The organism is Pseudomonas sp. R3-57 (assembly GCF_051132065.1).
Classification (GTDB): Bacteria; Pseudomonadota; Gammaproteobacteria; order Pseudomonadales; family Pseudomonadaceae; genus Aquipseudomonas.
Map to the genome: position 1 here is coordinate 4678895 of NZ_CP071655.1, position 23377 is coordinate 4702271.

18 protein-coding genes are annotated in these 23377 nt (G+C 60.5%); 7 read left to right on the forward strand and 11 right to left on the reverse strand.

Annotated features, from left to right (window positions below; all coding sequences use genetic code 11):
- Positions 1–29: 29 nt before the first annotated feature.
- The 5 genes from pcaF to pcaR form a co-directional block, all read right to left on the reverse strand.
- The gene (gene pcaF, locus J3P93_RS21065; protein WP_434591506.1) at positions 30–1235 is read right to left on the reverse strand and encodes a 3-oxoadipyl-CoA thiolase; all 1206 of its coding nucleotides are present in this window, start codon (positions 1233–1235) and stop codon (positions 30–32) included.
- Positions 1232–2011 (reverse strand): CoA-transferase subunit beta, encoded by a 780-nt coding sequence (locus J3P93_RS21070; protein ID WP_434591509.1) that lies wholly within the window; start codon positions 2009–2011, stop codon positions 1232–1234. The genes pcaF and J3P93_RS21070 overlap by 4 nt, the downstream gene beginning before the upstream one ends.
- On the reverse strand, positions 2011–2868 hold the full coding sequence (locus J3P93_RS21075; RefSeq protein ID WP_434591511.1) for a CoA transferase subunit A: 858 nt from the start codon (positions 2866–2868) through the stop codon (positions 2011–2013). The genes J3P93_RS21070 and J3P93_RS21075 overlap by 1 nt, the downstream gene beginning before the upstream one ends.
- A 277-nt stretch (positions 2869–3145) precedes the next feature.
- Complete coding sequence (locus J3P93_RS21080; RefSeq protein WP_434591513.1) at positions 3146–4492, reverse strand: MFS transporter; 1347 nt, start codon at positions 4490–4492, stop codon at positions 3146–3148.
- Between the two features lie 294 nt (positions 4493–4786).
- Positions 4787–5629, reverse strand: coding sequence for a pca regulon transcriptional regulator PcaR (pcaR, locus tag J3P93_RS21085; RefSeq protein WP_090282140.1), 843 nt, complete (start codon positions 5627–5629; stop codon positions 4787–4789).
- A gap of 631 nt (positions 5630–6260) precedes the next feature.
- On the opposite strand from pcaR, the gene J3P93_RS21090 reads away from it, so the two are divergent.
- Together J3P93_RS21090 and J3P93_RS21095 are read left to right on the forward strand one after the other, a co-directional pair.
- Entirely contained in the window at positions 6261–6461 is a 201-nt protein-coding gene (locus tag J3P93_RS21090) for a hypothetical protein (protein ID WP_008080067.1), read from the forward strand.
- A gap of 371 nt (positions 6462–6832) precedes the next feature.
- Positions 6833–8308, forward strand: coding sequence for an inorganic phosphate transporter (locus J3P93_RS21095; protein ID WP_434591518.1), 1476 nt, complete (start codon positions 6833–6835; stop codon positions 8306–8308).
- Between the two features lie 996 nt (positions 8309–9304).
- Here the strand turns inward: J3P93_RS21095 and ccoM are convergent.
- The 3 genes from ccoM to J3P93_RS21110 all read right to left on the reverse strand — a co-directional run bounded on the left by ccoM (position 9305) and on the right by J3P93_RS21110 (position 10172).
- Positions 9305–9418, reverse strand: coding sequence for a cytochrome c oxidase subunit CcoM (gene ccoM / locus J3P93_RS21100; RefSeq protein ID WP_016771346.1), 114 nt, complete (start codon positions 9416–9418; stop codon positions 9305–9307).
- Positions 9419–9562: 144 nt separating this feature from the next.
- Positions 9563–9724, reverse strand: coding sequence for a hypothetical protein (locus tag J3P93_RS21105; RefSeq protein WP_203421035.1), 162 nt, complete (start codon positions 9722–9724; stop codon positions 9563–9565).
- 106 nt (positions 9725–9830) lie between these two features.
- Complete coding sequence (locus tag J3P93_RS21110; RefSeq protein ID WP_434591521.1) at positions 9831–10172, reverse strand: aspartate-semialdehyde dehydrogenase; 342 nt, start codon at positions 10170–10172, stop codon at positions 9831–9833.
- A gap of 239 nt (positions 10173–10411) precedes the next feature.
- On the opposite strand from J3P93_RS21110, the gene rapA reads away from it, so the two are divergent.
- Positions 10412–13258 carry an RNA polymerase-associated protein RapA gene (gene rapA, locus J3P93_RS21115; protein WP_434591523.1) on the forward strand — a complete coding sequence of 949 codons (2847 nt, stop codon included), beginning with the start codon at positions 10412–10414 and terminating at the stop codon, positions 13256–13258.
- Between the two features lie 207 nt (positions 13259–13465).
- On the opposite strand, the gene J3P93_RS21120 is transcribed toward rapA, so the two are convergent.
- Positions 13466–14815, reverse strand: coding sequence for a spinster family MFS transporter (locus tag J3P93_RS21120; RefSeq protein ID WP_434591526.1), 1350 nt, complete (start codon positions 14813–14815; stop codon positions 13466–13468).
- A gap of 301 nt (positions 14816–15116) precedes the next feature.
- Here J3P93_RS21120 and J3P93_RS21125 point away from each other — a divergent pair, with 301 nt between their 5' ends.
- Together J3P93_RS21125 and J3P93_RS21130 are read left to right on the forward strand one after the other, a co-directional pair.
- Positions 15117–15485 (forward strand): YkgJ family cysteine cluster protein, encoded by a 369-nt coding sequence (locus tag J3P93_RS21125; protein ID WP_434591528.1) that lies wholly within the window; start codon positions 15117–15119, stop codon positions 15483–15485.
- A gap of 148 nt (positions 15486–15633) precedes the next feature.
- On the forward strand, positions 15634–17916 hold the full coding sequence (locus J3P93_RS21130; protein WP_434591531.1) for a putative bifunctional diguanylate cyclase/phosphodiesterase: 2283 nt from the start codon (positions 15634–15636) through the stop codon (positions 17914–17916).
- Here the strand turns inward: J3P93_RS21130 and J3P93_RS21135 are convergent.
- Complete coding sequence (locus tag J3P93_RS21135) at positions 17807–18703, reverse strand: NAD(P)-dependent oxidoreductase (RefSeq protein WP_434591534.1); 897 nt, start codon at positions 18701–18703, stop codon at positions 17807–17809. The two genes, J3P93_RS21130 and J3P93_RS21135, sit on opposite strands and share 110 nt — an antisense overlap.
- 195 nt (positions 18704–18898) lie before the next feature.
- Between J3P93_RS21135 and J3P93_RS21140 the strand changes: the two genes are divergently transcribed.
- The gene (locus tag J3P93_RS21140; protein ID WP_090282132.1) at positions 18899–21091 is read left to right on the forward strand and encodes a hypothetical protein; all 2193 of its coding nucleotides are present in this window, start codon (positions 18899–18901) and stop codon (positions 21089–21091) included.
- Between the two features lie 281 nt (positions 21092–21372).
- Here J3P93_RS21140 and J3P93_RS21145 read toward each other — a convergent pair whose 3' ends face one another.
- Complete coding sequence (locus tag J3P93_RS21145) at positions 21373–21693, reverse strand: DUF2288 domain-containing protein (protein WP_434591537.1); 321 nt, start codon at positions 21691–21693, stop codon at positions 21373–21375.
- Between the two features lie 352 nt (positions 21694–22045).
- On the opposite strand from J3P93_RS21145, the gene J3P93_RS21150 reads away from it, so the two are divergent.
- The gene (locus J3P93_RS21150; RefSeq protein ID WP_206416063.1) at positions 22046–23173 is read left to right on the forward strand and encodes a branched-chain amino acid ABC transporter substrate-binding protein; all 1128 of its coding nucleotides are present in this window, start codon (positions 22046–22048) and stop codon (positions 23171–23173) included.
- Positions 23174–23377: the final 204 nt, after the last annotated feature.

The following is a 23377-nucleotide window of genomic DNA, read 5'->3' on the forward strand; positions in this document are numbered from 1 at the left end:
TCCTCAGTTCTTATAGATGCCGCAGCGCGTCAGACGCGTTCGATGGCCAGGGCCAGGCCTTGGCCAACACCGACGCACATGGTCGCCAGACCTTTCTTGCCACCGGTCTTTTCCAGGTGATGCAGAGCCGTCAACACCAGCCGCGCACCGCTCATGCCCAACGGGTGACCGAGGGCAATTGCCCCGCCGTTCGGGTTGACCTGCGCCGCGTCATCCGCCAGCCCCAGTTCACGCAGCACCGCCAGACCCTGGCTGGCGAACGCTTCGTTGAGTTCGATCACGTCGAAATCGCTGACCGCCACACCGAGGCGCTCAGTGAGTTTGCGCACCGCCGGCACCGGGCCGATACCCATCACCCGCGGCGCGACGCCGGCGCTGGCCATGCCGAGGACTTTTGCACGGGCGGTCAGGCCGTGTTTTTTTACCGCTTCGGCAGACGCCAGAATCAGCGCAGCAGCACCATCGTTGACCCCGGAAGCATTGCCGGCGGTGACGGTTTTGTCGGCACCGTTAACCGGTTTCAGCTTGGCCAGCGCTTCAATCGTAGTGTCGGCGCGTGGGTGTTCGTCCTGGCTGACCACGGTTTCACCCTTTTTGTGGGCGATGCGCACCTCGACGATTTCTTCAGCGAAGTAGCCGGCGGCCTGCGCGGCGGCGGTCCGTTGCTGACTGCGCAAGGCGAACGCGTCCTGATCTTCGCGCGAGACTTGATGCTCGTCGGCAACGTTGTCAGCGGTTTGCGGCATCGCGTCGACACCGTACTGCGCCTTCATCAACGGGTTGATGAAACGCCAGCCAATGGTGGTGTCTTCCAGTTTCATGTTGCGCGAGAACGCCGCGTCAGCCTTGCCCATCACGAATGGCGCGCGCGACATCGACTCGACGCCGCCGGCAATCGCCAGCTCCATCTCGCCACAGGCAATCGCCCGGAACGCCGTGCCGATCGCGTCCATGCCCGAAGCGCAGAGGCGATTGAGGGTTACGCCCGGCACGCTGTCGGGCAGACCTGCCAGCAACAGGGCCATGCGCGCGACGTTGCGGTTGTCTTCGCCGGCTTGGTTGGCGCAACCGAGGAACACCTCGTCGATTGCGTTCCAGTCGACCGAGGGGTTGCGCTCCATCAGCGCCTTGATCGGTATGGCGGCCAGATCATCGGCGCGCACGGCGGACAAGCCACCGCCGAAACGGCCGATGGGGGTGCGAATCGCATCGCAGATATACACGTCACGCATCATGCTTCTCCCGGGGCCTGGCCGTGGGCGGCGGCGGTGCGCGCTTCGAGATCGCGCAGCGCGGTCAGCTCGACGGTGGTCGGCTCAGCGGTGATTTCAACATTGTCGGCAAAACGGATCGCCCAACCGGTGGCGGCGACCACTTGCTCGCGAGTCACGCCCGGATGCAGTGCGGTGACCACAAATTCATGAGTGCCCTGCTCCGGTTCCATGATGCACAGGTCGGTAATGATCCCCACCGGCCCGGCGCCCGGCAGGCCCAGACGCTTGCGCGAATCGCCGCCCTCGCCGTGGCCGACCGAGGTGATGAAATCGAGCTTGTCGACAAACGAACGCGCCGACTGTTTAAGGATGATCAACACGCTTTTCGCCGAACCGGCGATCTCCGGCGCGCCACCGGCACCCGGCAGACGCACTTTCGGCGCGTGGTAGTCGCCGACCACGGTGGTGTTGATGTTGCCGAAACGGTCGACCTGCGCGGCGCCGAGAAAACCGACGTCGATGCGCCCGCCCTGCAGCCAGTAGCGAAAAATCTCACCGGTCGGGACCACGGTGTCGGCGGTTTCCGCCAGCTCGCCGTCACCGATCGACAGCGGCAACACGCTTGGCTTGGCGCCGATCGGGCCCGATTCGTAGATCAGCACCACATCCGGCGACGAAGTCAGACGTGCAAGGTTAGCGGCTTTCGATGGCAGGCCGATGCCGACAAAGCACACCGAGCCGTTTTTCAAGCGACGGGCTGCGGCGACAGTCATCATTTCATTGGTGGTGTAAGTCATTACTTGGCCTCCGAAGCAGCGGCCAACCTGGCCTGGAATTCGCTGAAATCAGCGCAGCCATGGATGTATTCGTCGATCCACGCAGTAAACGTCTCACGGTCACGAGCGATCGGGTCCCACGCCTGATAGAACCGATTGTCACGCTCGGTGTAACCGTGAGCGTAGGACGGATGCGCGCCGCCGGGCACGTGGCAGACCGCGCTCAAGGCCCAGGTCGGCAGGACGCAGGCGTTCATCGGTGCCTTGAGGTCGTCAACGATTTCTTCGACGGTGACGATGCAGCGCTTGGCCGCCAACGCCGCTTCTTTCTGCACGCCAAGAATGCCCCACAGCAGCACGTTGCCCTTGCGGTCGGCTTTCTGCGCGTGGATCACGGTGACGTCCGGGCGCACCGACGGCACGGCCGCAAGCACTTCGCCGGTGAACGGGCAGGTAACGGTTTTGATCAGTGGGTTGACCTTCGGCAGGTCGGAGCCGGCGTAGGCGCGCAGCACCGCGAACGGCAGGCCGGACGCACCCGCGACGTAGGCGTTGGCCAGGTCGGCGTGGCTGTGTTCTTCGATTTCCAGCGCATGCGGCCACTGCTTCTCGACCGCATCGCGCAGACGGTGCAGTGAGCCAACGCCCGGATTACCGCCCCAGGAAAAGATCAGCTTGCGTGCGCAACCGGCGCCGATCAGTTGGTCGTAGATCAGGTCGGGGGTCATCCGCACCAGGGTCAGATCTTTCTTGCCCTGACGAATGATTTCATGACCCGCTGCCGTAGGGATCAAGTGGGTGAAGCCTTCGAGCGCGACGGTGTCGCCATCGTTGACGAATTGCTTCACCGCGTCGTGCAGCGAAAGGATCTCAGCCATGGAGCGGGCTCCCGTTTTTATAGTGAATCGCCAGTGATAAAAAGGCGCGAGGTTCAGCGCCGAAGTCACTGAAGATTAAGCCTGGAGAAATGGCCAAACAATCCGATAATCGACTGAGTGTTCGTTTATCGAACAGATTGTTGTTTGCCTAATGATCGTTCCCACGCTCCGCGTGGGAATGCCTCAAGGGACGCTCCGCGTTCCAGACATTGAAAGGGACGCAGAGCGTCCCGGGCTGCATTCCCACGCGGAGCGTGGGAACGATCCTGAGTCTGCCTCAGGTAGCATCCGCATGGCTGACCATGCCCTTGATCACCACCGCCGCGGTCGCCAACCCGGCCGGAATCACCAGTGCGGTCAGCACCTGCTCGAAGTTCCAGCCCAGGCCCAGTAGCGTCGCGCCCATCCACGCGCCAAGAATTGCGCCGAAGCGGCCGATCCCGAGCATCCACGACACGCCGGTCGCCCGCCCCTGAGTCGGGTAGAACCGCGCCGCCAGCGACGGCATCGCCGATTGCGCGCCGTTCACGCACATCCCCGCCACCAACACCAAAGTCGCGAGCAAGGTGATGTTGCCCAGGCTCTGCCCTACCGCGTAGGCAAACACCCCGGCCAGCAGATAGAACGTGCCGATGACCTTGTGCGGGTTGAAGCGGTCCATCGCCCAGCCCACCGCCACCGCGCTCAACACCCCGCCGAACTGGAACAACGCGCCGATGAAGGCGGCCTGCTCCATGCTCGCGCCGCTGTCACGCATCAGCGTCGGCAGCCAGCTGGTCAGCAGGTAAACGATCACCAGGCCCATGAAGTAGGTCAGCCACAGCAGCAAGGTGCCGGTGCTGTAGGTGCCGGAGAAAATCACCGCGAAGACGTTGCGCGCCTTCACGGTTTTCTGTTCCGGCACGCTGAAGCTCGAGGCTTGGGCCACGGTCACCGGGTCGATCGGCGCCAACGTCTTGCGCACTTTGTCGGTGCCACGGTTGCGCACCACCAGATAACGCGCCGATTCCGGCAGCCAGAACAGCAGTACCACGGCGAGGATCAGCGGTAGCACCCCGCCAATCAGCAGCAGGCTGTGCCAGCCGAACGCCGGGATCAGCTTGGCGGAAATGAACCCACCGCCGGCCATGCCCAGGTTGAAGCCGCAGAACATGCTGGTCACCAGCAGGGATTTCTTGCGTTCCGGGGTGTATTCCGAGAGCAAGGTGGTGGCGTTCGGCATCCCCGCACCCAGACCGAGCCCGGTCAGGAAGCGCAGCACCAGCAGCTGTTCAACGTTGCTGCTGTAGGCCGAAGCCAGGCTGAAAGCACCGAACAACAGCACAGCGCCGACCAGCACCACTTTACGGCCGAAGCGGTCAGCCAGCGGGCCGGAACCGAGGGCACCGAAGACCATGCCGATCAGCGCGGCGCTCATTACCGGGCCGAGGCTGGCGCGGTCGATGCCCCAGTCCTGCGACAACGCCGGGGCAATGAAACCCATGGCGGCGGTGTCGAGGCCGTCGAGAAAGACAATCAGGAAACACAGGATCACCACCCGCCATTGATAGCGCGAGATCGGTTGGGCATTGATGAAGGTCTGCACATCGAGGCAGTTACCCACAGCGGACTGAGGCTGGTTCATTATTTTTATTCCACGCAAAAAACGCAGTCGAACGATGGCCGGCCAACGGGCGGCACGGTCATGAGAATAGAGGGTTTGAATCAGGCGTCGCGTCGCATCCGGCAACAGAGTCGGCAAGGCAGACAGTCGGGGAACATGTGCATGGTGAGGTGCCTCTTGTCATTATTATCGGAGTCGGCAGTCCGGGCTGACGCTGTTGGTCAGCGCCGGATGACGCTGCCGCGACATTAATGATCCGAGGGTTTTAGCGTCAATTCGATAAACGCAACACTGTGCGTTTATCGAACAGCTTCATCAGGCAAACAACTGCGCACTGAGGTCGCGACTGGCGCTGAGCAGGCCCGGCAGGAAGCGCTGCTCCAGCTCGCTGCGACTGACGCGCCCGGCGTGAGTGCTGACGTTGAGTGCGGCGACCACCTGGCCGGACGCGTCGTAGACCGGCACGGCAATCGAACGCAGGCCCTGCTCCAGTTCCTGATCGACAATGCACCAGCCCTGCTGTCGTACCTCTTGCAGGCAGGCGAGCAACGCGTCGGGGGTATGGATCGTACGGCTGGTCTTGGCCACCAGTTCAGCGTGATCGAGGTATTCGCCCAGCGACGTATCGTCGAGTGCCGCCAACAGAATGCGCCCCATCGACGTGCAATACGCCGGCAGCCGCCCGCCGACCGAGAGGTCCACCGAAATCAGTCGCTGCGTGGTTGCCGAACGGGCGATGTAAAGAATGTCGTCGCCCTCGAGCGTGGCCATGTTGCAGGCTTCGTGCAGCTGCTCGCTCATGCGGTCGAGGTACGGTTGCGCGGAGACGGCCAGCGGCGTCGATGACAAATAGGCGTGGCCGAGGGTCAACACTTTCGGCAGCAATGAATAGGTGCGACCGTCGGTGGTGGCGTAACCGAGCTTGATCAGTGTGTGCAGGCAGCGACGCACCGCCGCGCGAGGGATCTCGGTACGGTGGCTGATCTGGGCGATGGTCAAATGGCGCTTGCGCTCCTGAAAGGCCTGCACCACGGCCAGACCGCGGGCCAGTGAGGTCATGAAATCCGGATCACCGGTCAGGGCCTGGATGCGTTTGGCCGGTGAAGCGACGATCGGCGGCGCCACGGAAGTGAAGGAATTGCGCATTTGATCGTTCATCTAAGGTCCTTGGTCCGGCTCGGATCAGTGGCTATACAAACGGCTCACAGGCGAATGCACAAGCGCTGGGAACGCAACATTGGGCGATTATCGAACTGTCGACCGATAATCGCAATCAGTCATCTCGCACCGGGTCCACGTGTCCGTTTCGACCACGCCCGTTTTAGATGGATGAGTTAGTTGTTCATTTAATGGCGCCAGAAACTGATCGTCCGGCAAAAAGTCTCCAGCGCGCAGTGCAACTAATAAAACTTGCGCGCAACAAAACAATCACACATTCAGAACCGTTTTTAACTTGGCAAAGATAGTCATTCCTGAATCGATGGCTATAATGCACCTCAGTGGCGCCGCGTTTTCATTGACCGCGATCGCCACCCGCTGAGGTGATGTCCATCACCGACAGCCCGGCCAGCGCCAGACGCCATTACTTATGCAACGCCTGCGTTCGCCGAAACAGGAAACTGATGCTGCGTCAGTTTTATCGGGTGCCGTAGCCGCCTGACAGACGAAAGTCCCGTTCGCTCACCGATTCAACTAATGCCTGTCCAGGCATTGAAATGACGGGGGCGCTCGAGCGATTCGTTGCAGTGCGTTTCACCGGATATTCAACTCAACTCATACAGGTATCACTGTGACGAAAGACGAACTGCGCGCGGAACTTGAGCGCCAGGAACAACGTTACAAGGAAGTTTACGGCGGGGAAGTCACCACCTACGCCGCCCAGCCCGAACCGGAACGCAAAGCCTGGCGCAAGCGCCCGACCGTTCAGGATCAGGTGTTCAAGCAGGAAATCGAGAAAATCGAAAAGGAACTCAAAGCCGAAGAGCCTTGAACCCAGGCGGCGGTATTTGAAGGTTTGTGTCCGCACCGTTTACAAGCGCGGTGAAACGACGATGCCTTGCGCGCCCGCTACCCGCGGGCAGCGGCTATCCTGAGGTCTGACAGGCTGACGACAGACGTCCTACAGGTTTCACAGATATTTCAGACAAGCGTTTGAGCGTTCGCCCAGTCTCTCGAAATGCCGGTAAATTATTGGTTTTTTCAAGAGAATCAATGAGTTGTAAAACCCTGCTCACCGCTTGGTTTTAACGCGCTGCAACAAATTAACTCGAAGAAGAGTGTGACCAGTGAGCAGACAGGGCATCGATTTCCTGTCTTTTCTGGCATAATCGCGCCCCCTTACGACCGGGTCAGAAAACCTTCATGATCGATTTATTCAGCGGACTGGATGCTTGGGTGCTTGTGAGCCTCTTGCTCGCCCTGACGTTTGTCCTCGCCTTCGAGTTCATCAATGGATTTCATGACACCGCTAACGCGGTAGCCACTGTTATCTACACCAAAGCCATGCCGCCGCATCTGGCAGTGTTCTTTTCCGGCGTGTTCAATTTCCTCGGCGTGCTGCTGGGCGGCGTTGGCGTGGCGTATGCCATCGTCCACCTGCTGCCGGTGGAGCTGCTGATCAATGTGAACACCGGCCATGGCCTGGCAATGGTCTTCTCGCTGCTCGCCGCGGCCATCGCGTGGAACCTGGGCACCTGGTACTTCGGTATCCCGGCTTCCAGCTCGCACACCCTGATCGGCTCGATCCTCGGTGTCGGCCTGGCCAACGCCCTGATCAACGACATTCCGCTGGCCGACGGCGTGAACTGGCGCAAGGCAATGGATATCGGCGCCTCGCTGGTGTTCTCGCCAATGGCCGGTTTCCTGATCGCCGCGCTGGTGCTGATCGGCCTGAAGTGGTGGCGCCCGCTGTCGAAGATGCACAAGACCCCGGAACAGCGCCGCAAGATCGACGACAAGAAACACCCGCCGTTCTGGAACCGTCTGGTCCTGGTGATCTCGGCCATGGCCGTCAGCTTCGTGCACGGCTCCAACGATGGCCAGAAAGGCATCGGTCTGATCATGCTGGTACTGATCGGTATCGTACCTGCGCAGTTCGTCCTCGACCTGAACAGCACCACCTACCAGATCGAGCGCACTCGCGACGCGACCCTGCACCTGAGCCAGTTCTACCAGCGCAACGCCGATTCGCTGGGTGAATTCCTGGCCCTGGGCAAAAGCGTGGAAGGCGACCTGCCGGAGAAATTCCGCTGCAACCCGCAGCAGACCGAACCGACCATTTCCGCCCTGCTGCACACGCTCAAAGGTGTAGCGGACTACCATTCGCTGCCGTCGGAAAGCCGCATTGAAGTCCGTCGTTACCTGTTGTGCCTGGACGACACGGCGAAAAAAGTCGGCAAGCTGCCAGGCCTCGAAGCCCGTGAAAAGGCTGACCTCGACAAGCTGCGCAAAGACCTGACGACCACCACCGAATACGCCCCGTTCTGGGTGATTCTGGCAGTCGCCCTGGCCTTGGGCCTGGGCACCATGGTGGGCTGGAAGCGTGTGGTGCTGACCATCGGTGAGAAGATCGGCAAGCAAGGCATGACCTATTCTCAGGGCATGTCGGCGCAGATCACCACCGCCAGCCTGATCGGCATGGCCAACATCTTCAGCCTGCCGGTATCGACCACTCATGTGCTGTCTTCGGGTGTGGCCGGGACCATGGTTGCCAACAAGAGCGGCCTGCAGGGTGGCACGGTCAAGACCATTTTGCTGGCTTGGGTGTTGACCTTGCCAGCGACGGTGGCGCTGTCGGCCGGGTTGTTCTGGTTGGCTTCCAAGGCGTTGGGTAGTTGATCGATTGATGTAAATAAAAAGAGGCGCGATTCCTGGGGATCGCGCCTCTTTTTTTGGTTTTGGATTTGTGAGCATATCCGTTGCTGCGGTAACGGCTTCTTATGGTTTCGCTCTTACAGCGACTCACTTTTTCAAACGCCAAAAAGTAAGCAAAAGGCTTTGCCCCGGCGTTCGGCCCCTCGCTGGGGCTCGGGGTTCCTTCGTTACGGAATCGATCCGGGCGCAGCGGCTACGGTTTGCTTCGCTGCACCTACTTCCGCTGTGTACGACTTCGTCGTACGGTCGCTACGCTCCCACACCCGGATCGATCCCTTCACTCAGCCTGCCGAAGGGGCAAAAGATCAAAAGCGAGATCAAGAGCTAAAGCCAGATCAAAATCAAAAGCCCCTCACCCTAGCCCTCTCCCGGAGGGAGAGGGGACTGATCGTGGGGGATGTGGGAATACGCTGACCTGGGATATCGAGTTGAACTCAAGTTCTGAAAAACACACAAATCGGCTCCCTCTCCTCGGGGAGAGGGCTGGGGTGAGGGGCAGCCCCACCACAAATCCCAAGCCAACCACCCGCTTCTAACCACTCAACAATGAGCGCCAGCTCGAGTGCTTTTGATCTTGATCTTGCCTAACCAGCGACATCGGAAGGCTGAGTGGAGGGATTGATCCGGGCGTGGGAGCGCAGCGACCGTCTGGCGCAGCCAGACACAGCGGAAGTAGGTGCAGCGAAGCAAACCGTAGCCGCTGCGCCCGGATCGATCCCGGAGCGAAGGAACCCGAGCCTGCGAGGGCCGAACGCAGGAGCAAGCCTTTTTGGGTACTTTTTCGGCGTCTGGAAAAAGTGCCTCGCCGTAAGGGCGAAACCGCCAGAAGCAACACCCGAAGCAACGGATATTCACCCAAACCCCCAAGAGCCTGGTCGGCCCAAAGGCCGCCACGGCCAAAAAAAAGGGGCAACCGAAGTCGCCCCAAAATGCCTTGCGTGCCCATCAACCCGGAAGAACTCACTTGCGCCGCTTATGCGCATCCTTCCAGATAAAAAATCCAAATCCTGCAAAAAACAGCACCATCAGCCCAACCGTCAGGACCCCGGCAAACACCACGTTATCGAAAAACATGACTGGCCTCCTGGCCCCTGCTTTGCTGCGATGAGTGCAAATTAGCAGACACACGGACACGCACATTGACCAGGATCAATGTCCGCAACAAAGAGAGAAAAGAGGGAAAATTATATGACCTGCATCAAAGGACGCAGGGGAAGATCAGCGCTTTTTCGGCTTGTTCTTCGACTTTTTCTTGGCTTTTCCCAACGGCATCGCCTGCTCGAACGCCTGGCGAACTTCGTTCAGGCGCTTCTCGTTGAGGTCATGCACACGCTTGGCGCGCTCGCTGCTGAGGTCGATCAGTTTGTCGTCTTGGCTCATGGCATCAGTACATCGCAGAAAAGGATCACAACTGCCACATCACCGGCAGGACTGCGCCAATCATGCCGCCTGACGCCGGCGCTGACCAGCCACACCGGCATTGCAATCAAATCTCGATATCGACCCACAACCCCTGGCGCGGCTGATCGTCCATCAGCGGCACCACCGGCACGGTATTGTCGGCATTGAGTTCGGTACCGGGTACAGAAAGATGTTCTTCCGGGTCTTCATCAGCCTCGCGACGCCGACGTTCGCGCTCATGCTGGCGGCGCTGTTCCTCGCGCAGCAACAGGCCATCCTCTTCGGGATTGCGTTTTTGCAGATCGATCGTGCTTTCGTTGGAGCTTCCCTGCACCGGCACCACCGGAGGGATGTCCGGCCGCTGGCGGATCGGATCCTGCTGGGAAGTGATCGGCACGGCGCTCAAGGGGAGCATCGGTGGCAACATATATAAGTCTCCTGTGTGCAGGCTATCGGCTGCGCTACAGGCGCCTTGAGCCGCCCGTCGCAAACTTGTGACCCGGTTGGCACCCACAGGTGCCGTGCCGCTGGAAAAAACCGACGCCTGACGCTCCGGTACCCGCTTGCAGCTTGCAGCTAAAAGCTTGCCGCTGCTCCTATTCCTTTGGCCCTGAAGCCGTCATTCCGTTAAGATAGCCCGCTTTTTCAAGGTGGGAGTCAGGCAGCATGGCGCAGCAGTATCAACCGGGGCAACGCTGGATCAGTGACAGCGAAGCAGAGCTTGGTTTAGGCACCGTTCTGGCACAGGACGGCCGCTTGTTGACCGTGCTTTACCCGGCCACTGGCGAAACCCGCCAGTACGCGCTACGGAATGCGCCCCTGACCCGCGTGCGGTTCTCGCCGGGTGACAGCATCACCCACTTCGAAGGCTGGAAGATGACCGTGCAGCAAGTCGACGACGTCGACGGGCTGATGGTCTACCACGGTCTCAACGCGCAGAACGAAGCCGTCACCCTGCCGGAAACCCAGCTGTCGAACTTCATTCAGTTCCGTCTGGCCAGCGACCGTCTGTTCGCCGGGCAGATCGATCCGCTGCCGTGGTTCTCCCTGCGCTACAACACCCTGGAACACACCAGCCGCCAGTTGCAATCCTCGCTCTGGGGCTTGGGTGGCGTTCGCGCACAACCGATTGCGCACCAGTTGCACATCGCCCGTGAAGTCGCCGACCGCATCGCGCCGCGGGTACTGCTGGCGGACGAAGTGGGTCTGGGCAAAACCATCGAAGCCGGTCTGGTGATTCATCGCCAACTGCTGTCCGGCCGCGCCAACCGCGTGCTGATCCTCGTTCCGGAAAACCTCCAGCACCAGTGGCTGGTGGAGATGCGCCGCCGCTTCAACCTGCAGGTCGCGCTGTTCGACGAAGAACGCTTCATCGAAAGCGATGCCACCAACCCGTTCGAAGACACGCAACTGGCGCTGGTCGCGCTGGAATGGCTGGTCGACGACGAAAAGGCACAGGACGCACTGTTCGCCGCCGGTTGGGATCTGCTGGTGGTCGACGAAGCGCACCACCTGGTCTGGCACGAAGAAAAGGCCAGCCCGGAATACTCGCTGGTCGAGCAACTGGCCGAAGTCATCCCCGGCGTGCTGCTGCTCACCGCCACCCCGGAACAACTCGGTCAGGACAGCCACTTCGCCCGTCTGCGCCTGCTCGACCCGAACCGTTTCCATGACCTGGCGGCGTTCCGCGCCGAGAGCGACAACTATCGCCCGGTCGCCGAAGCGGTTCAGGAACTGCTCGACAAGGGCCGCCTCTCGCCCGCTGCGCACCAAACCATTCACGGTTTCCTCGGCAACGAAGGCGAAGCCTTGCTGACCGCGGTCAACGATGGCGACACCGAAGCCAGCGCGCGTCTGGTGCGTGAACTGCTCGATCGACACGGCACTGGCCGCGTGCTGTTCCGTAACACCCGTGCCGCCGTGCAGGGTTTCCCGGAGCGCAAGCTGCATCCGTACCCGCTGCCATGCCCGGCCGAATACCTCGAACTGCCGTTGGGCGAACACGCCGAGCTGTACCCGGAAGTCAGCTTCCAGTCCCAGCCGGAGGCCAGTGAAGAAGAACGCTGGTGGAAATTCGACCCGCGCGTCGAGTGGCTAATCGATCAGCTGAAAATGCTCAAGCGCACCAAAGTGCTGGTGATCTGCGCCCACGCGGAAACCGCGATGGATCTGGAAGACGCCCTGCGCGTGCGTTCCGGCATCCCGGCCACGGTGTTCCACGAAGGCATGAACATCCTTGAGCGTGACCGCGCCGCCGCCTACTTCGCCGACGAAGAGTTCGGCGCGCAAGTGCTGATCTGCTCGGAAATCGGCAGTGAAGGTCGCAACTTCCAGTTCGCTCACCACCTGGTGCTGTTCGATCTGCCGTCGCACCCGGACCTGCTTGAGCAGCGCATCGGTCGTCTCGACCGGATCGGCCAGAAGCACATCATCGAACTGCACGTGCCGTACCTGGAAACCAGCCCGCAAGAGCGCCTGTTCCAGTGGTACCACGAAGCGCTCAACGCTTTCCTCAATACCTGCCCGACCGGCAACGCCTTGCAGCATCAGTTCGGCCCACGCCTGCTGCCGCTGCTCGAAGAAGCCGACGACGGCGAGTGGCAAGCGCTGATTGACGAAGCTCGTACCGAGCGTGAGCGTCTGGAAGCTGAGTTGCATACCGGTCGCGACCGTTTGCTGGAGCTCAACTCCGGTGGCGCTGGCGAAGGTGAAGCGCTGGTCGAAGCGATCCTCGAGCAGGACGACCAGTTCGCCCTGCCGATCTACATGGAAACCCTGTTCGACGCATTCGGCATCGACAGCGAAGACCATTCGGAAAATGCGCTGATCCTCAAGCCGAGCGAGAAAATGCTCGACGCCAGCTTCCCGCTGGGCGACGACGAAGGCGTGACCATCACTTACGACCGCAACCAGGCGCTGTCGCGCGAAGACATGCAGTTCATCACCTGGGAACACCCGATGGTGCAGGGCGGCATGGACCTGGTGCTGTCCGGCTCGATGGGCAACACCGCCGTCGCGCTGATCAAGAACAAGGCGTTGAAACCGGGCACCGTGTTGCTCGAGTTGCTCTACGTCAGCGAAGTGGTCGCCCCGCGTTCGCTGCAACTGGGCCGCTACCTGCCGCCGGCGGCGCTGCGCTGCCTGCTCGATGCCAACGGCAACGACCTGTCGCCACGGGTGTCCTTCGAAACCCTCAACGATCAGCTCGAAAGCGTGCCGCGCGCCAGCGCCAACAAATTCATCCAGGCCCAGCGCGATCAGCTGACGCCACGGATCAACGCCGGCGAAGACAAGATCGCCCCACGTCACGCCGAGCGCGTGGCCGAGGCGCGTCGTCGTCTGGCCGCCGACACCGACGAAGAACTGGCGCGCCTGACCGCGTTGCAAGCGGTCAACCCGACCGTGCGTGACAGCGAACTGGACGCGTTGCGCACTCAGCGCGAGCAGGGTCTGGCGATGCTGGATAAAGCGGCGTTGCGCCTGGAAGCGATTCGGGTGTTGGTGGCGGGCTAATCCGCCCTGCTCCACCGCTGAAAACAACAAGGCCCGCAGTGATGCGGGCCTTTTTTGCGCGCGAAGATCGTTCCCACGCTCCGCGTGGGAATGCCTCTAGGGACGCTCTGCGTTCCAGCTTCGGTAGGGACGCGGAGCGTCCCGGGCTGCATTCCCACGCGGAGCGTGGGAACGATCATCTGGCAACGAGGCTGCTCGCGAAAGCGGTTAAGCAGTCGCCGCCGCAGCACCTGGCTCAACCACCGCCACCAAGCCCTCCTTCATCCGCTGCGCATCGCGCACAAAACACCGCGAGGCCAGAAACAGAAACACCATGGTCAGGAACAGCGCCACCGGAATCAGGTACATCGCGTCATGCAGGCCGACAGCCTTGAACGCCTCGGTCATCTGCTCCGCACCCGCCGACAGCATTGCCGTGTGCGCGAAATGGTCCGACAAACCACCGACCACCACTGGCCCCAACCCACCGCCCAGCAGATACAAACCGGCAAAGAACAACGCCATCGCCGTCGCACGCAGACGCGGTTCAACCACGTCCTGAATCGCCGTGTAGACGCAGGTGTAGAAGTTATAGGCGAACAGCCAGCCGACGCTGAACACCGCGACGAACACGCCGATCTCGATTCGCCCGGCATGCAGCGCCCACGCCGTGCACAGGGTCGAGATGATCAGACTGAACGCCGCAAACAGCAGTCGCCCGCTGGCCACGCGTTGGTGAATCTTGTCAGCGATCCAGCCGCCCAAGGTCAGCCCGACCAGCCCGGTCACGCCAACAATGATCCCGGTGGCCACCGCCGCTTCCTGCAACGGCATGAGGAAATAGCGTTGCAGCATCGGCACCAGAAACGAGTTGCAGGCATAGGTCGCGAAGTTGAAGCACAGCCCGGCCATCACCAGCCACAAAAAGGTCGGCACGGCCAGCACGCGGCGGATCGGCTTATCGACTTTCTCCTGCGAGACCTGCACGGTTTCCGCCGCGCCGCGCTTGGGTTCCTTGATGAAGAACATGAACACCGCAAGGATCAGCCCCGGCACCGCGGCAATAAAGAATGGCGCACGCCAACTGTCGAAGGCCTTGACCATCGCGCCGATGGTGAAGAACGCCAGCAGCAGCCCCAGCGGCAGGCCGAGCATGAAAATGCCCATGGCCCTTGCCCGACGGTGCGCCGGAAACAGATCGCCGATCAGCGAGTTGGCCGCTGGTGCATAACTGGCTTCGCCGATGCCGATGCCCATGCGCACGATCAGGAAGCTCCAGAAACTGCCGACCAGACCGTTGACCGCGGTCAGCGCACTCCATGTTGCCAGGCCCCAGCCCATCAGTTTGCTGCGCGAACCGGTGTCGGCCATGCGCCCCAGCGGCAGGCCGGCAATGGCATAAACGATGGTGAACGCGGTACCGACGATACCCAGCTGAAAGTCGCTGAGGTGCCATTCCATGCGGATCGGCTCGATGATGATCGCCGGAATGGTGCGGTCGAAGAAATTGAACAGATTGGCGAGGAACAGCAAAAACAGAATGCGCCAGGCATTCGCCGCTTGGGTCGAGTTCTGCATGGGTCCGTCTCTTTATTGTTATGGGGCTTCACTGCCAGCGCGTTCGAGCCCGGAACCTGCAATCTAGTCAGCCGCGCGAGGGCTGTCTGTGATCATTCGTCAGCCTGATATCGACCCATCGCACTGTAACGAAACGTAAGCCCTTGATAATCCTGAAATCTCCCGTCATACGGGGCTTTCACGGCAAAATCCGGGCACAAAAAAATACTTCCGCGGCCCCCTTCCCAAGTCCATGGCAAAGCCTAGAATGGCCGCCGGATCCGTCCGGATCTGCCGATCAATCCCTTTGATACCCTCGCCCATGTCTGAAGTCAGTCCGTGTCTGAATTGCGGTGCCTGCTGTTCCCATTTTCGCGTGTCTTTTTTCTGGGGTGAATGTGCTTCCTCCGGCGGTACCGTGCCCGATGAACTGGTCGAGCAAATCACCCCTAGCCGTGTGGCAATGATCGGCACTGATCGCAAACCCACACGCTGCATCTCCCTGGCGGGAGAAGTCGGCGGCAACGTAGCGTGCACGATCTATGAGAAGCGCTCGAGCCCATGCCGCGAGTTCGAGGCGTCGTGGGAGAACGGGGAACACAACCCCGACTGCGACAAGGCCCGCGCCGCGCATGGTCTGCCGCCGCTTGATCCGCACTGGAACGATCTGCCACTTGAGCGCATTGCCTAAGTCTTAGCGCGAATCGCTATGACGCTAATGCCAAAATCATTAGCGCCAATGTGCCACTACCGCTTGCGCACAGAAATCGGCCTCTATACTCCAGTCATTCGCCTGCGTTGATCACGCAGTCAGGACGACTTCAGAGACGGGGCACGCTATGGAGTGGCTTGGTTTGCATTTTGTTACCGAGCTGCCGGCGCGCGGGCAGGTCATTCTCGATTGCACGCACAATCCGTTGCTGGTGCTGGCGGCCTATCTGGTCGCCTGCGCGGCGAGTTTCGCTACGCTCGACATGGCCGAGCGTGTGGTGCATGCCGAAGACATGGCCTCGCGGCGGCTCTGGCGCTGGATCGGCGCGACCTGTCTGGCCGGCGGCATCTGGGCCATGCACTTCATCAGCATGTTGGCTTTTCAGACGCCCATCGATATCGAGTACGACCTCGGCATCACCCTCTTCTCCCTGCTGATCGCCCTGCTCGCCTCGTGGCTGGCCATGCAAACCCTGAGCGAGGTGCAGCCCAGCGCGCTGCGCTGCCTGAAAACGGCGTCGGTCATTGGCCTGGGTATCGCCGGCATGCATTACGTGGGCATGGCGGCGATGAAATCGAGCGCCAGCGCCTATTACCATCCGGGGCTGTTTGCGCTGTCGGTGCTGATCGCCATCGGTGCCAGTTTCGCCGCGCTGTGGGTCGCCCGCTATCTGAGCGAAGGCAACGGCGTGGCCCATCAGTTGCTCAAATACAGCGCTGCGCTGATTCTCGGCGCAGGCATCATCAGCATGCATTTTACCGGCATGGCTGCACTGAACCTGGTCATACCCGAGGGCGACCTGGCCGCGAGCGGCGGCGCAACCGGGCATCTGCAACTGGGCCTGACCGTGGCGCTGATCATCCTGTTGATACTGGGCAGTGCGATCAGCGCCGCCCTCGCCGACAAGAAGCTGCAAAACAAGGAGCACGACCTGCGCCGGGTCAACGCCTTGCTCAGTCAGCTTGACCAGGCGCGCATGTCGTTACAGCAAGCGGCCAATTACGACGCGCTGACCAATCTGATCAACCGCCGCGGCTTCAACCAGATCTTCGCCGAAAAACTCAGCCAGAAAACCAGCGAGGGCGGCATGCTCGCGGTGATGTTCCTGGACATCGATCACTTCAAACGGATCAACGACAGCCTCGGGCATGACGCCGGCGACGCGCTGCTCAAAGTCATCGCCAGCCACATCAAAGGCTCGGTGCGCAGCCATGAAGACGTGGTCGCGCGCTTCGGCGGTGACGAGTTCTGCATCCTGATCAGCCTGCACGACCGCGAAGAGGCGCGGGGCATGGCGCAGCGCATCATGCTCAAGATGAGAGAGCCGATCGAACTGGCCGGCCGGCGCATGGTGATGACCACCAGCATCGGCATCAGCCTGTTTCCTGAAGACGGCGCGACTTGCGAAGAGCTGCTCAAGCACGCCGACCTGGCGCTGTACCAGTCTAAAGGCGCGGGGCGCAACGGCCTGCACTTTTTCAATTCCAGCCTGAAAAACCGCGCCACCCTGGAATTGCAACTCGAAGAAGAGTTGCGCCAGGCCCTGCGCGAAGAAAACGGCCTGACCCTGTATTACCAGCCGATCTTCGAGCTGAAAACCGGGCGTGTCACCAAGCTTGAAGCGCTGATTCGCTGGCAGCACCCGCTGCACGGTTTGCTCACCCCGGATCGTTTCATCGCCATCGCCGAGAGCAACGGCCTGATCGCCGAGCTGGACAACTGGGTGCTGCGGCGCGCCTGTCGCGATCTCGGCGAACTCTCCAGCCATGGCTGCGAGGAGCTGAAAATTGCCTGGAACTGTTCACCATTGAATCTGGCCCGCGAAGAGCTGGCCGATGAAATCGAACACGCCCTGCGCAGCGCCGGTGTGGCGCCGGAACGACTGGAGCTGGAGGTCACCGAAAATGCGCTGATGGGCAACATCGCCAACACGCTGGTGTTGTTGCGGCAGATCCGCGCGCTTGGCGTGTCGCTGTCGATTGACGACTTCGGCACCGGTTATTCGTCGCTGGCCTACCTCAAGCGCCTGCCGCTCAACACCTTGAAAATCGACCGCTCGTTCATCCTCGACATTCCCAAAGCCACCGCGGACATGGAGATCGTCCAGGCGATCATCGTCATGGCGCACACCCTGCACCTGCAGGTGGTCACCGAAGGCGTGGAAAGCCTGGAGCAGTACGAGTTTCTCGAGCGCTCGGGCTGCGATTTCATTCAGGGTTACTTGCTCAGCCGGCCGGTGCCGCTCAACGAGCTGCGCCCGGTGCTGGAGGAAATCAACCAGCGCAAGGCGTCGCCGGCGTTCAATCCGTTGCTGCTGGCGCGCGGTACATTTGCACCAGTGTCGCTGGGTCCTGCGCCAGATAGCCCTGCGCCCCATGCAGGCGCATCAGTTGTGCGGCCAATCCGCTGAGCGGCGTCGCCGAGCCCTGTTCACGGGAAAATTTCACCGCCGTGTCGAGATCCTTGAGCAACGTGCGCACATGCCATTTGATCGGTTCAAAACGACTCTCGGCCATTTGCGGCGCAAGAATCTGTAGCGGTTTCGAATCGGCAAACCCGCCGGCCAGCGCTTCGGCAAGCAGGCTGGCATCGACCCCGGCCTGTTCGGCCAGCGCCACCACTTCGGCGATTACCAGCGCGTTGCAGGCGACAATCATTTGATTACAGGCCTTGCTCACCTGGCCGGCCCCGACACCGCCCATGTGCGTGACACGCTGGCCAAGGCTCAGCAGCACCGGACGCACCCGCTCGAGATCCGCCGCCGCGCCGCCAACCATGATCGCCAGAGTGCCAGCCTCGGCACCGACCACTCCGCCGGACACCGGCGCATCGAGCCAGCCCATGCCGGTTTGCTGCGCCAACTGCGCGGCCATCTCGCGGGTCGCCGTTGGTTCGAGGCTGGAAAAATCCACCAGCAGTTGCGCGGGTTTCGCCCCCTCGACGATACCGCCAGCGCCAAACACCACCTCGTGCACCACTGCCGTATCGGCCAGGCACAGCATCACGATGTCAGCGTGTCCGCACAACTCGGCGGGGCTCGTGACTTGCCGGGCGCCGGCCTCGACCAGTGCCGCGCACTTGGCCGGGTTGCGGTTCCACACGGTCAGCGGGTAGCCCGCCGCCAACAGACGCCGGCACATCGGCAGGCCCATCAGGCCGATTCCGGCAAACCCCAACGAAGGTAGCGTTGACATCATTTTGCCTCTTTTCCATTAAAGATCGCCGAATAATGGCCGATTCAACAACGATCAGGAAAGGATTCCCCCCAGCGACAGTCAGGCCACCGCCCTGACGCTCGGGCTCAATTCGCGCAAAAAAGGCGCGAGATCCTATTCCGTGAGGTTCGCTGACATCGGTCATCGGGCCAACCCAGTCCAGGTACATGGCGCACCATGACATCCAAAAACAATCCTGCCACTGCGATTTCCGACCTGACCTCCAGCCCCGCCGCCAACAGCCCGACCAAGCCTGCGCAACCCGCGCGTCCGCTGTCGACCCAGCAATATCTGTATTTCACCGAAACCAATACCGACCGCATCCTCGACAACCTCGACGGTTTGCGTGATCTGGTGTTCCCGCGCCCGCCGCACCTGGAAGGCGATAACGAACAGCACAACGATCAGGAATTTCCCTCGGTGTGCCTGATCGGCCTCGGTCGCTGCGGCTCCAACATCGCCCTCGACGTCGCGGAGCTGGTGTACAACGCGCGCAAGTTCTACCTCAACGAATTCAACAACGAAGACCGTCCGGCCGACCGCCGTCTCGCCGACAAGGGCTACAGCCCGGCGCAGTGGATCAAACAGAACCTGCGCCTGGGCCCGAACAAATCGGCCAAACCGGTGTTTCTGGTGGAGCCACTGGTGATGCTCGGCGACCTCGACAAGGACATCGCCGGGCGCATCCGTTTTTCCCGCAAAGGCGAGAAAAGCGGTTTCCTGCGTGACTACAGCAAGATGAAGATCATGGACTTGTCCGAAGTCCACGCCGGTGGCGCCGGTAACGCGCCGATCCTCGGCCAGTACCTGGCGAAGATCATCCTCAACAAGGACACCCAGCGTTTCTCCAGCCCCGACTGGAAAATGATCCACTCGTACCTGATCGACAGCTGCGGCATCAAGGCCAACCAGTCGCGCCTGTATTTTTCGATTTTCAGTGCCGGCGGCGGTACTGGTTCGGGCATGGCTTCGGAGTTCGGCCTGGCCCAGCAGCACTCGTACATGAACAAGACGTTCGACACCAAGCCGATGGATGAGCATGACGGCAAGAGCGGTCATTCGTTCGTGTTCGAGCCGATCTTTACCAGCGGCATCTGCGTGCTGCCGAACATTTCCGATCACCGCAGCGAAATGTCCGAAGCGCTGCACATCAACGCCGGGCGTCTGCTGTGCAAATACCTGTCGGAGGAATGGGATTTCTCCTACAACTTTGCCAACGAAGACAGCAGCGAAGCCAGCGTCATGGGGCGGATTCGCCCATGGAACGCGATGATGCTGATTTCCAACGACATCATGCGTTACGCCGAAGAAAGCGATGACGGCAACATCCAGAACATTGATGTCAATGCGATGGAAAAGCACGCCAACCAGTACATCTCGCAGCAGATCTTCAACATTCTCACCGCGCAGGCAGTCACCACCGACTACGACCAGAACTACTTCCGTCGCGCCGGCATCGACATCGGCGAGACCATTCGCCTGGACGCCAACGACCTGTTCATGAGCCTGGCTGGCCCGGTGGCGATCGCCTACGCCGAATCGGTGGTGCCGGAAACTCCGCCGCCGAGCAGCGACAAATTCAAGGTCTTCGAAAAAGAGCCGCAACGTCTGAACATCGACGATCTGTTCTTCCGTTCAATCGACCTGCCGCACTTCAACAAGGTCACCCAGGCCATCGAAGGCATCAGCCTGCTGCCGATCGAATCCAAGCGATATCGCGCGTCGCTGGAGCAGTACAAGAATTCCGGCTACGACGCCGCGGCCCTGCATGACCTGCACTTCTTCAAGAACTGCTCGTCGGTGGTCTCGATCGTTTCGCTGCCCAAGGACTACAAGCTGTCGTACATGGACCTGAACCGGCTGAAGACCCACCTCAACAGCCTGTTCCCCAACACCACGCTCAAGCGTTACGCGCTGGTGATCGGCGCTTCGGCGAACCTGTCGCTGACCACCCTGATTGCCAAGAGCCCGTGCCTGTCGGATGACTTCCTGACGTTGATCGTGGCGTTCATCAAGCGTTGCTTCGCCAAGACTCCGTACCGTTTCGACGAGACGCTGGACAACTCGATTCTCGATTTCATCATTCAGGAAGAGTTTGACGAAGATCGCATCGACGACCTGCTCAACGAGTTCGAAAACCCGGCGAAGATTCTCGACACCAACTGGTACGCGATCAAACCGATGTACGAGAAGAAGTACCGCGAACTGATCAACGACAAAGACAAGTTCGTCTCGATCAACGACATCCGCCTGTCGCGCGATTGTGTGAAGAAGTCGATCAAGTACCTGCGCGAGATCTACCGTCACCGGATTGGCAAGACCAAGGTCATTTCGCTGAATAACCATACCGGGAAGACTTATTCGGTCTGATCAGAGACCGAGTCGCCTCTATCGCGAGCAGGCTCACTCCTACATTTTGGAATGCGTTCCCCCTGTAGGAGTGAGCCTGCTCGCGATGAGTACCATCCGAACGATACAAATCCCACTGAACCAACATTCAGAAACAATTAAGCGACCCTCAGGCCGCTCAATAAACTGTTCCCGTTACGTTTACGTCACCGTGAAGTGAGACGCGCCTGTGGCGTTTCTCCACGGCAACGTGCCATCACGCTACTCCGCTACACACTTTTCGTGGATAGCTGCTCGCACCATTAGGGTGCGACGCTCGGAGCGGCCGCCCTTTCCTGGATCATAATCCACGGCGAAACCACCACTGCCCACAGCGGCGGATCGCGTTCGAAAATATCCAGCGCCCGCGTTTCAGACAGTTTGGCGACCTTGTCTTCGGCCAGCCAGGCAGCGACTTTGTTGCCATCATCGGTTGCCACGGCTTCGGCGGCGGCGATCAAATCCAGCGCTGGGTCGACCCACAATAGGGCACCCTTGGCGAAGAACGGCTCCAACTCTTTCCAGGTAATAGATGCGGTTTCCCCAAGCAGCTTGGCATAGAGGGTGCTAGGTTCTTGATTCATGGGCTCTGTCCGGAAAAGAAATCGACGCGAATCATAACGTTGGTGGTCCGCCAGAAAAACCCGGTTGCAAATGGCTGCACCGAACGAAAAGAGCAGGAACGCCAGGGAATGCTGCTGATTGGGCTATATGCCCGCGAAAGCCCCGCCGCAATTCTGTCTTTTTCATTCAAAAATGCGACACCCCCAGGTTTTGCCCCTTGGCGCCTGCTTCCCAGTTGAACAAGCGGCGCTCTACACTGTACCGGTACAGTTGCCGGGGGCATTTCCGGAGGATGTCGCAAAGATATCTGACCCGGTTCTGCTGCTAAGGCGCCAGGACTCTAAAAAAATACAACAGTAAGAGTGGAGCACTATGACTAAGGCTACTAAGCAGATTTCCAAACTGTTTGCCGCTATGGTTCTGGCCGGGGTTGCCAGCCATTCGTTCGCAGCTGACACCATCAAAATCGGTATCGCCGGTCCCAAGACCGGTCCAGTAGCCCAATACGGCGACATGCAGTTCAGTGGCGCGAAAATGGCCATCGAGCAGATCAACGCCAAGGGCGGCGTCGACGGCAAGAAACTCGAAGCCGTTGAATACGACGATGCCTGCGATCCGAAACAAGCGGTAGCGGTAGCGAACAAGGTCGTCAACGACGGCGTCAAGTTCGTGGTCGGTCACCTGTGCTCCAGCTCCACTCAGCCAGCTTCGGACATCTACGAAGACGAAGGCGTGATCATGATCACCCCGGCTGCCACCAGCCCGGACATCACCGCCCGTGGCTACAAAATGATCTTCCGTACCATCGGTCTGGACAGTGCCCAAGGCCCTGCCGCCGGCAACTACATCGCCGATTACGTGAAACCGAAAGTGGTTGGCGTGCTGCACGACAAACAGCAGTACGGTGAAGGCATCGCCACCGCGGTGAAATCGACCCTGGAGAAGAAAGGCACCAAGGTTGCCGTGTTCGAAGGCGTCAACGCCGGCGACAAGGACTTCTCGGCAATCATCGCCAAGCTCAAGCAAGCCGGTGTCGACTTCGTCTACTACGGCGGCTACCACCCGGAGCTGGGTCTGATCCTGCGTCAAGCCCAGGAAAAAGGCCTGAAAGCCAAGTTCATGGGTCCAGAAGGCGTGGGTAACGACTCGATCACTCAGATCGCCAAGGACGCGTCCGAAGGCCTGCTGGTGACCCTGCCGAAATCCTTCGACCAGGATCCGGCCAACGTTGCCCTGGCTGACGCGTTCAAAGCGAAGAAGGAAGACCCGAGCGGCCCGTTCGTGTTCCCGTCCTACTCCGCGGTTGAAGTGATTGCCGCCGGTATCACCGCTGCCAAGTCCGAAGACGCCACCAAAGTGGCCGAAGCGATCCACAAGGGTTCGTTCAAGACCCCGACCGGTGACCTGAGCTTCGACGACAAGGGCGACCTGAAAGACTTCAAGTTCGTGGTTTACGAGTGGCACAACGGCAAACCTAAAACTGAAGTTTCGCCTCAGTAAGGCGCTGCCTGACTGACTGCCAATAAAGCCCACGGCGTGCCGTGGGCTTTGTTTTACGAATGTATGGGCCGCGCTGGCGTGATCCGCCAGTCTCCCCACCTGAAAATCTCAAAACCGTCATCAGCGGTTCGCTGGCAAAACCCGGATTCGAAGTGGATAGAGATCCACGGGGCCGGGCGGGAAAATGACTCCACCAGTGAAATG

Coding starts and splice junctions, on each gene's coding strand:
- pcaF (WP_434591506.1), bottom strand. CDS start 1,235: ATGATGCGTGACGTGTATATCTGCGATGCGATTCGCACCCCCATCGGC.
- J3P93_RS21070 (WP_434591509.1), bottom strand. CDS start 2,011: ATGACTTACACCACCAATGAAATGATGACTGTCGCCGCAGCCCGTCGC.
- J3P93_RS21075 (WP_434591511.1), bottom strand. CDS start 2,868: ATGGCTGAGATCCTTTCGCTGCACGACGCGGTGAAGCAATTCGTCAAC.
- J3P93_RS21080 (WP_434591513.1), bottom strand. CDS start 4,492: ATGAACCAGCCTCAGTCCGCTGTGGGTAACTGCCTCGATGTGCAGACC.
- pcaR (WP_090282140.1), bottom strand. CDS start 5,629: ATGAACGATCAAATGCGCAATTCCTTCACTTCCGTGGCGCCGCCGATC.
- J3P93_RS21095 (WP_434591518.1), top strand. CDS start 6,833: ATGATCGATTTATTCAGCGGACTGGATGCTTGGGTGCTTGTGAGCCTC.
- ccoM (WP_016771346.1), bottom strand. CDS start 9,418: ATGTTTTTCGATAACGTGGTGTTTGCCGGGGTCCTGACGGTTGGGCTG.
- J3P93_RS21105 (WP_203421035.1), bottom strand. CDS start 9,724: ATGAGCCAAGACGACAAACTGATCGACCTCAGCAGCGAGCGCGCCAAG.
- J3P93_RS21110 (WP_434591521.1), bottom strand. CDS start 10,172: ATGTTGCCACCGATGCTCCCCTTGAGCGCCGTGCCGATCACTTCCCAG.
- rapA (WP_434591523.1), top strand. CDS start 10,412: ATGGCGCAGCAGTATCAACCGGGGCAACGCTGGATCAGTGACAGCGAA.
- J3P93_RS21120 (WP_434591526.1), bottom strand. CDS start 14,815: ATGCAGAACTCGACCCAAGCGGCGAATGCCTGGCGCATTCTGTTTTTG.
- J3P93_RS21125 (WP_434591528.1), top strand. CDS start 15,117: ATGTCTGAAGTCAGTCCGTGTCTGAATTGCGGTGCCTGCTGTTCCCAT.
- J3P93_RS21130 (WP_434591531.1), top strand. CDS start 15,634: ATGGAGTGGCTTGGTTTGCATTTTGTTACCGAGCTGCCGGCGCGCGGG.
- J3P93_RS21135 (WP_434591534.1), bottom strand. CDS start 18,703: ATGATGTCAACGCTACCTTCGTTGGGGTTTGCCGGAATCGGCCTGATG.
- J3P93_RS21140 (WP_090282132.1), top strand. CDS start 18,899: ATGACATCCAAAAACAATCCTGCCACTGCGATTTCCGACCTGACCTCC.
- J3P93_RS21145 (WP_434591537.1), bottom strand. CDS start 21,693: ATGAATCAAGAACCTAGCACCCTCTATGCCAAGCTGCTTGGGGAAACC.
- J3P93_RS21150 (WP_206416063.1), top strand. CDS start 22,046: ATGACTAAGGCTACTAAGCAGATTTCCAAACTGTTTGCCGCTATGGTT.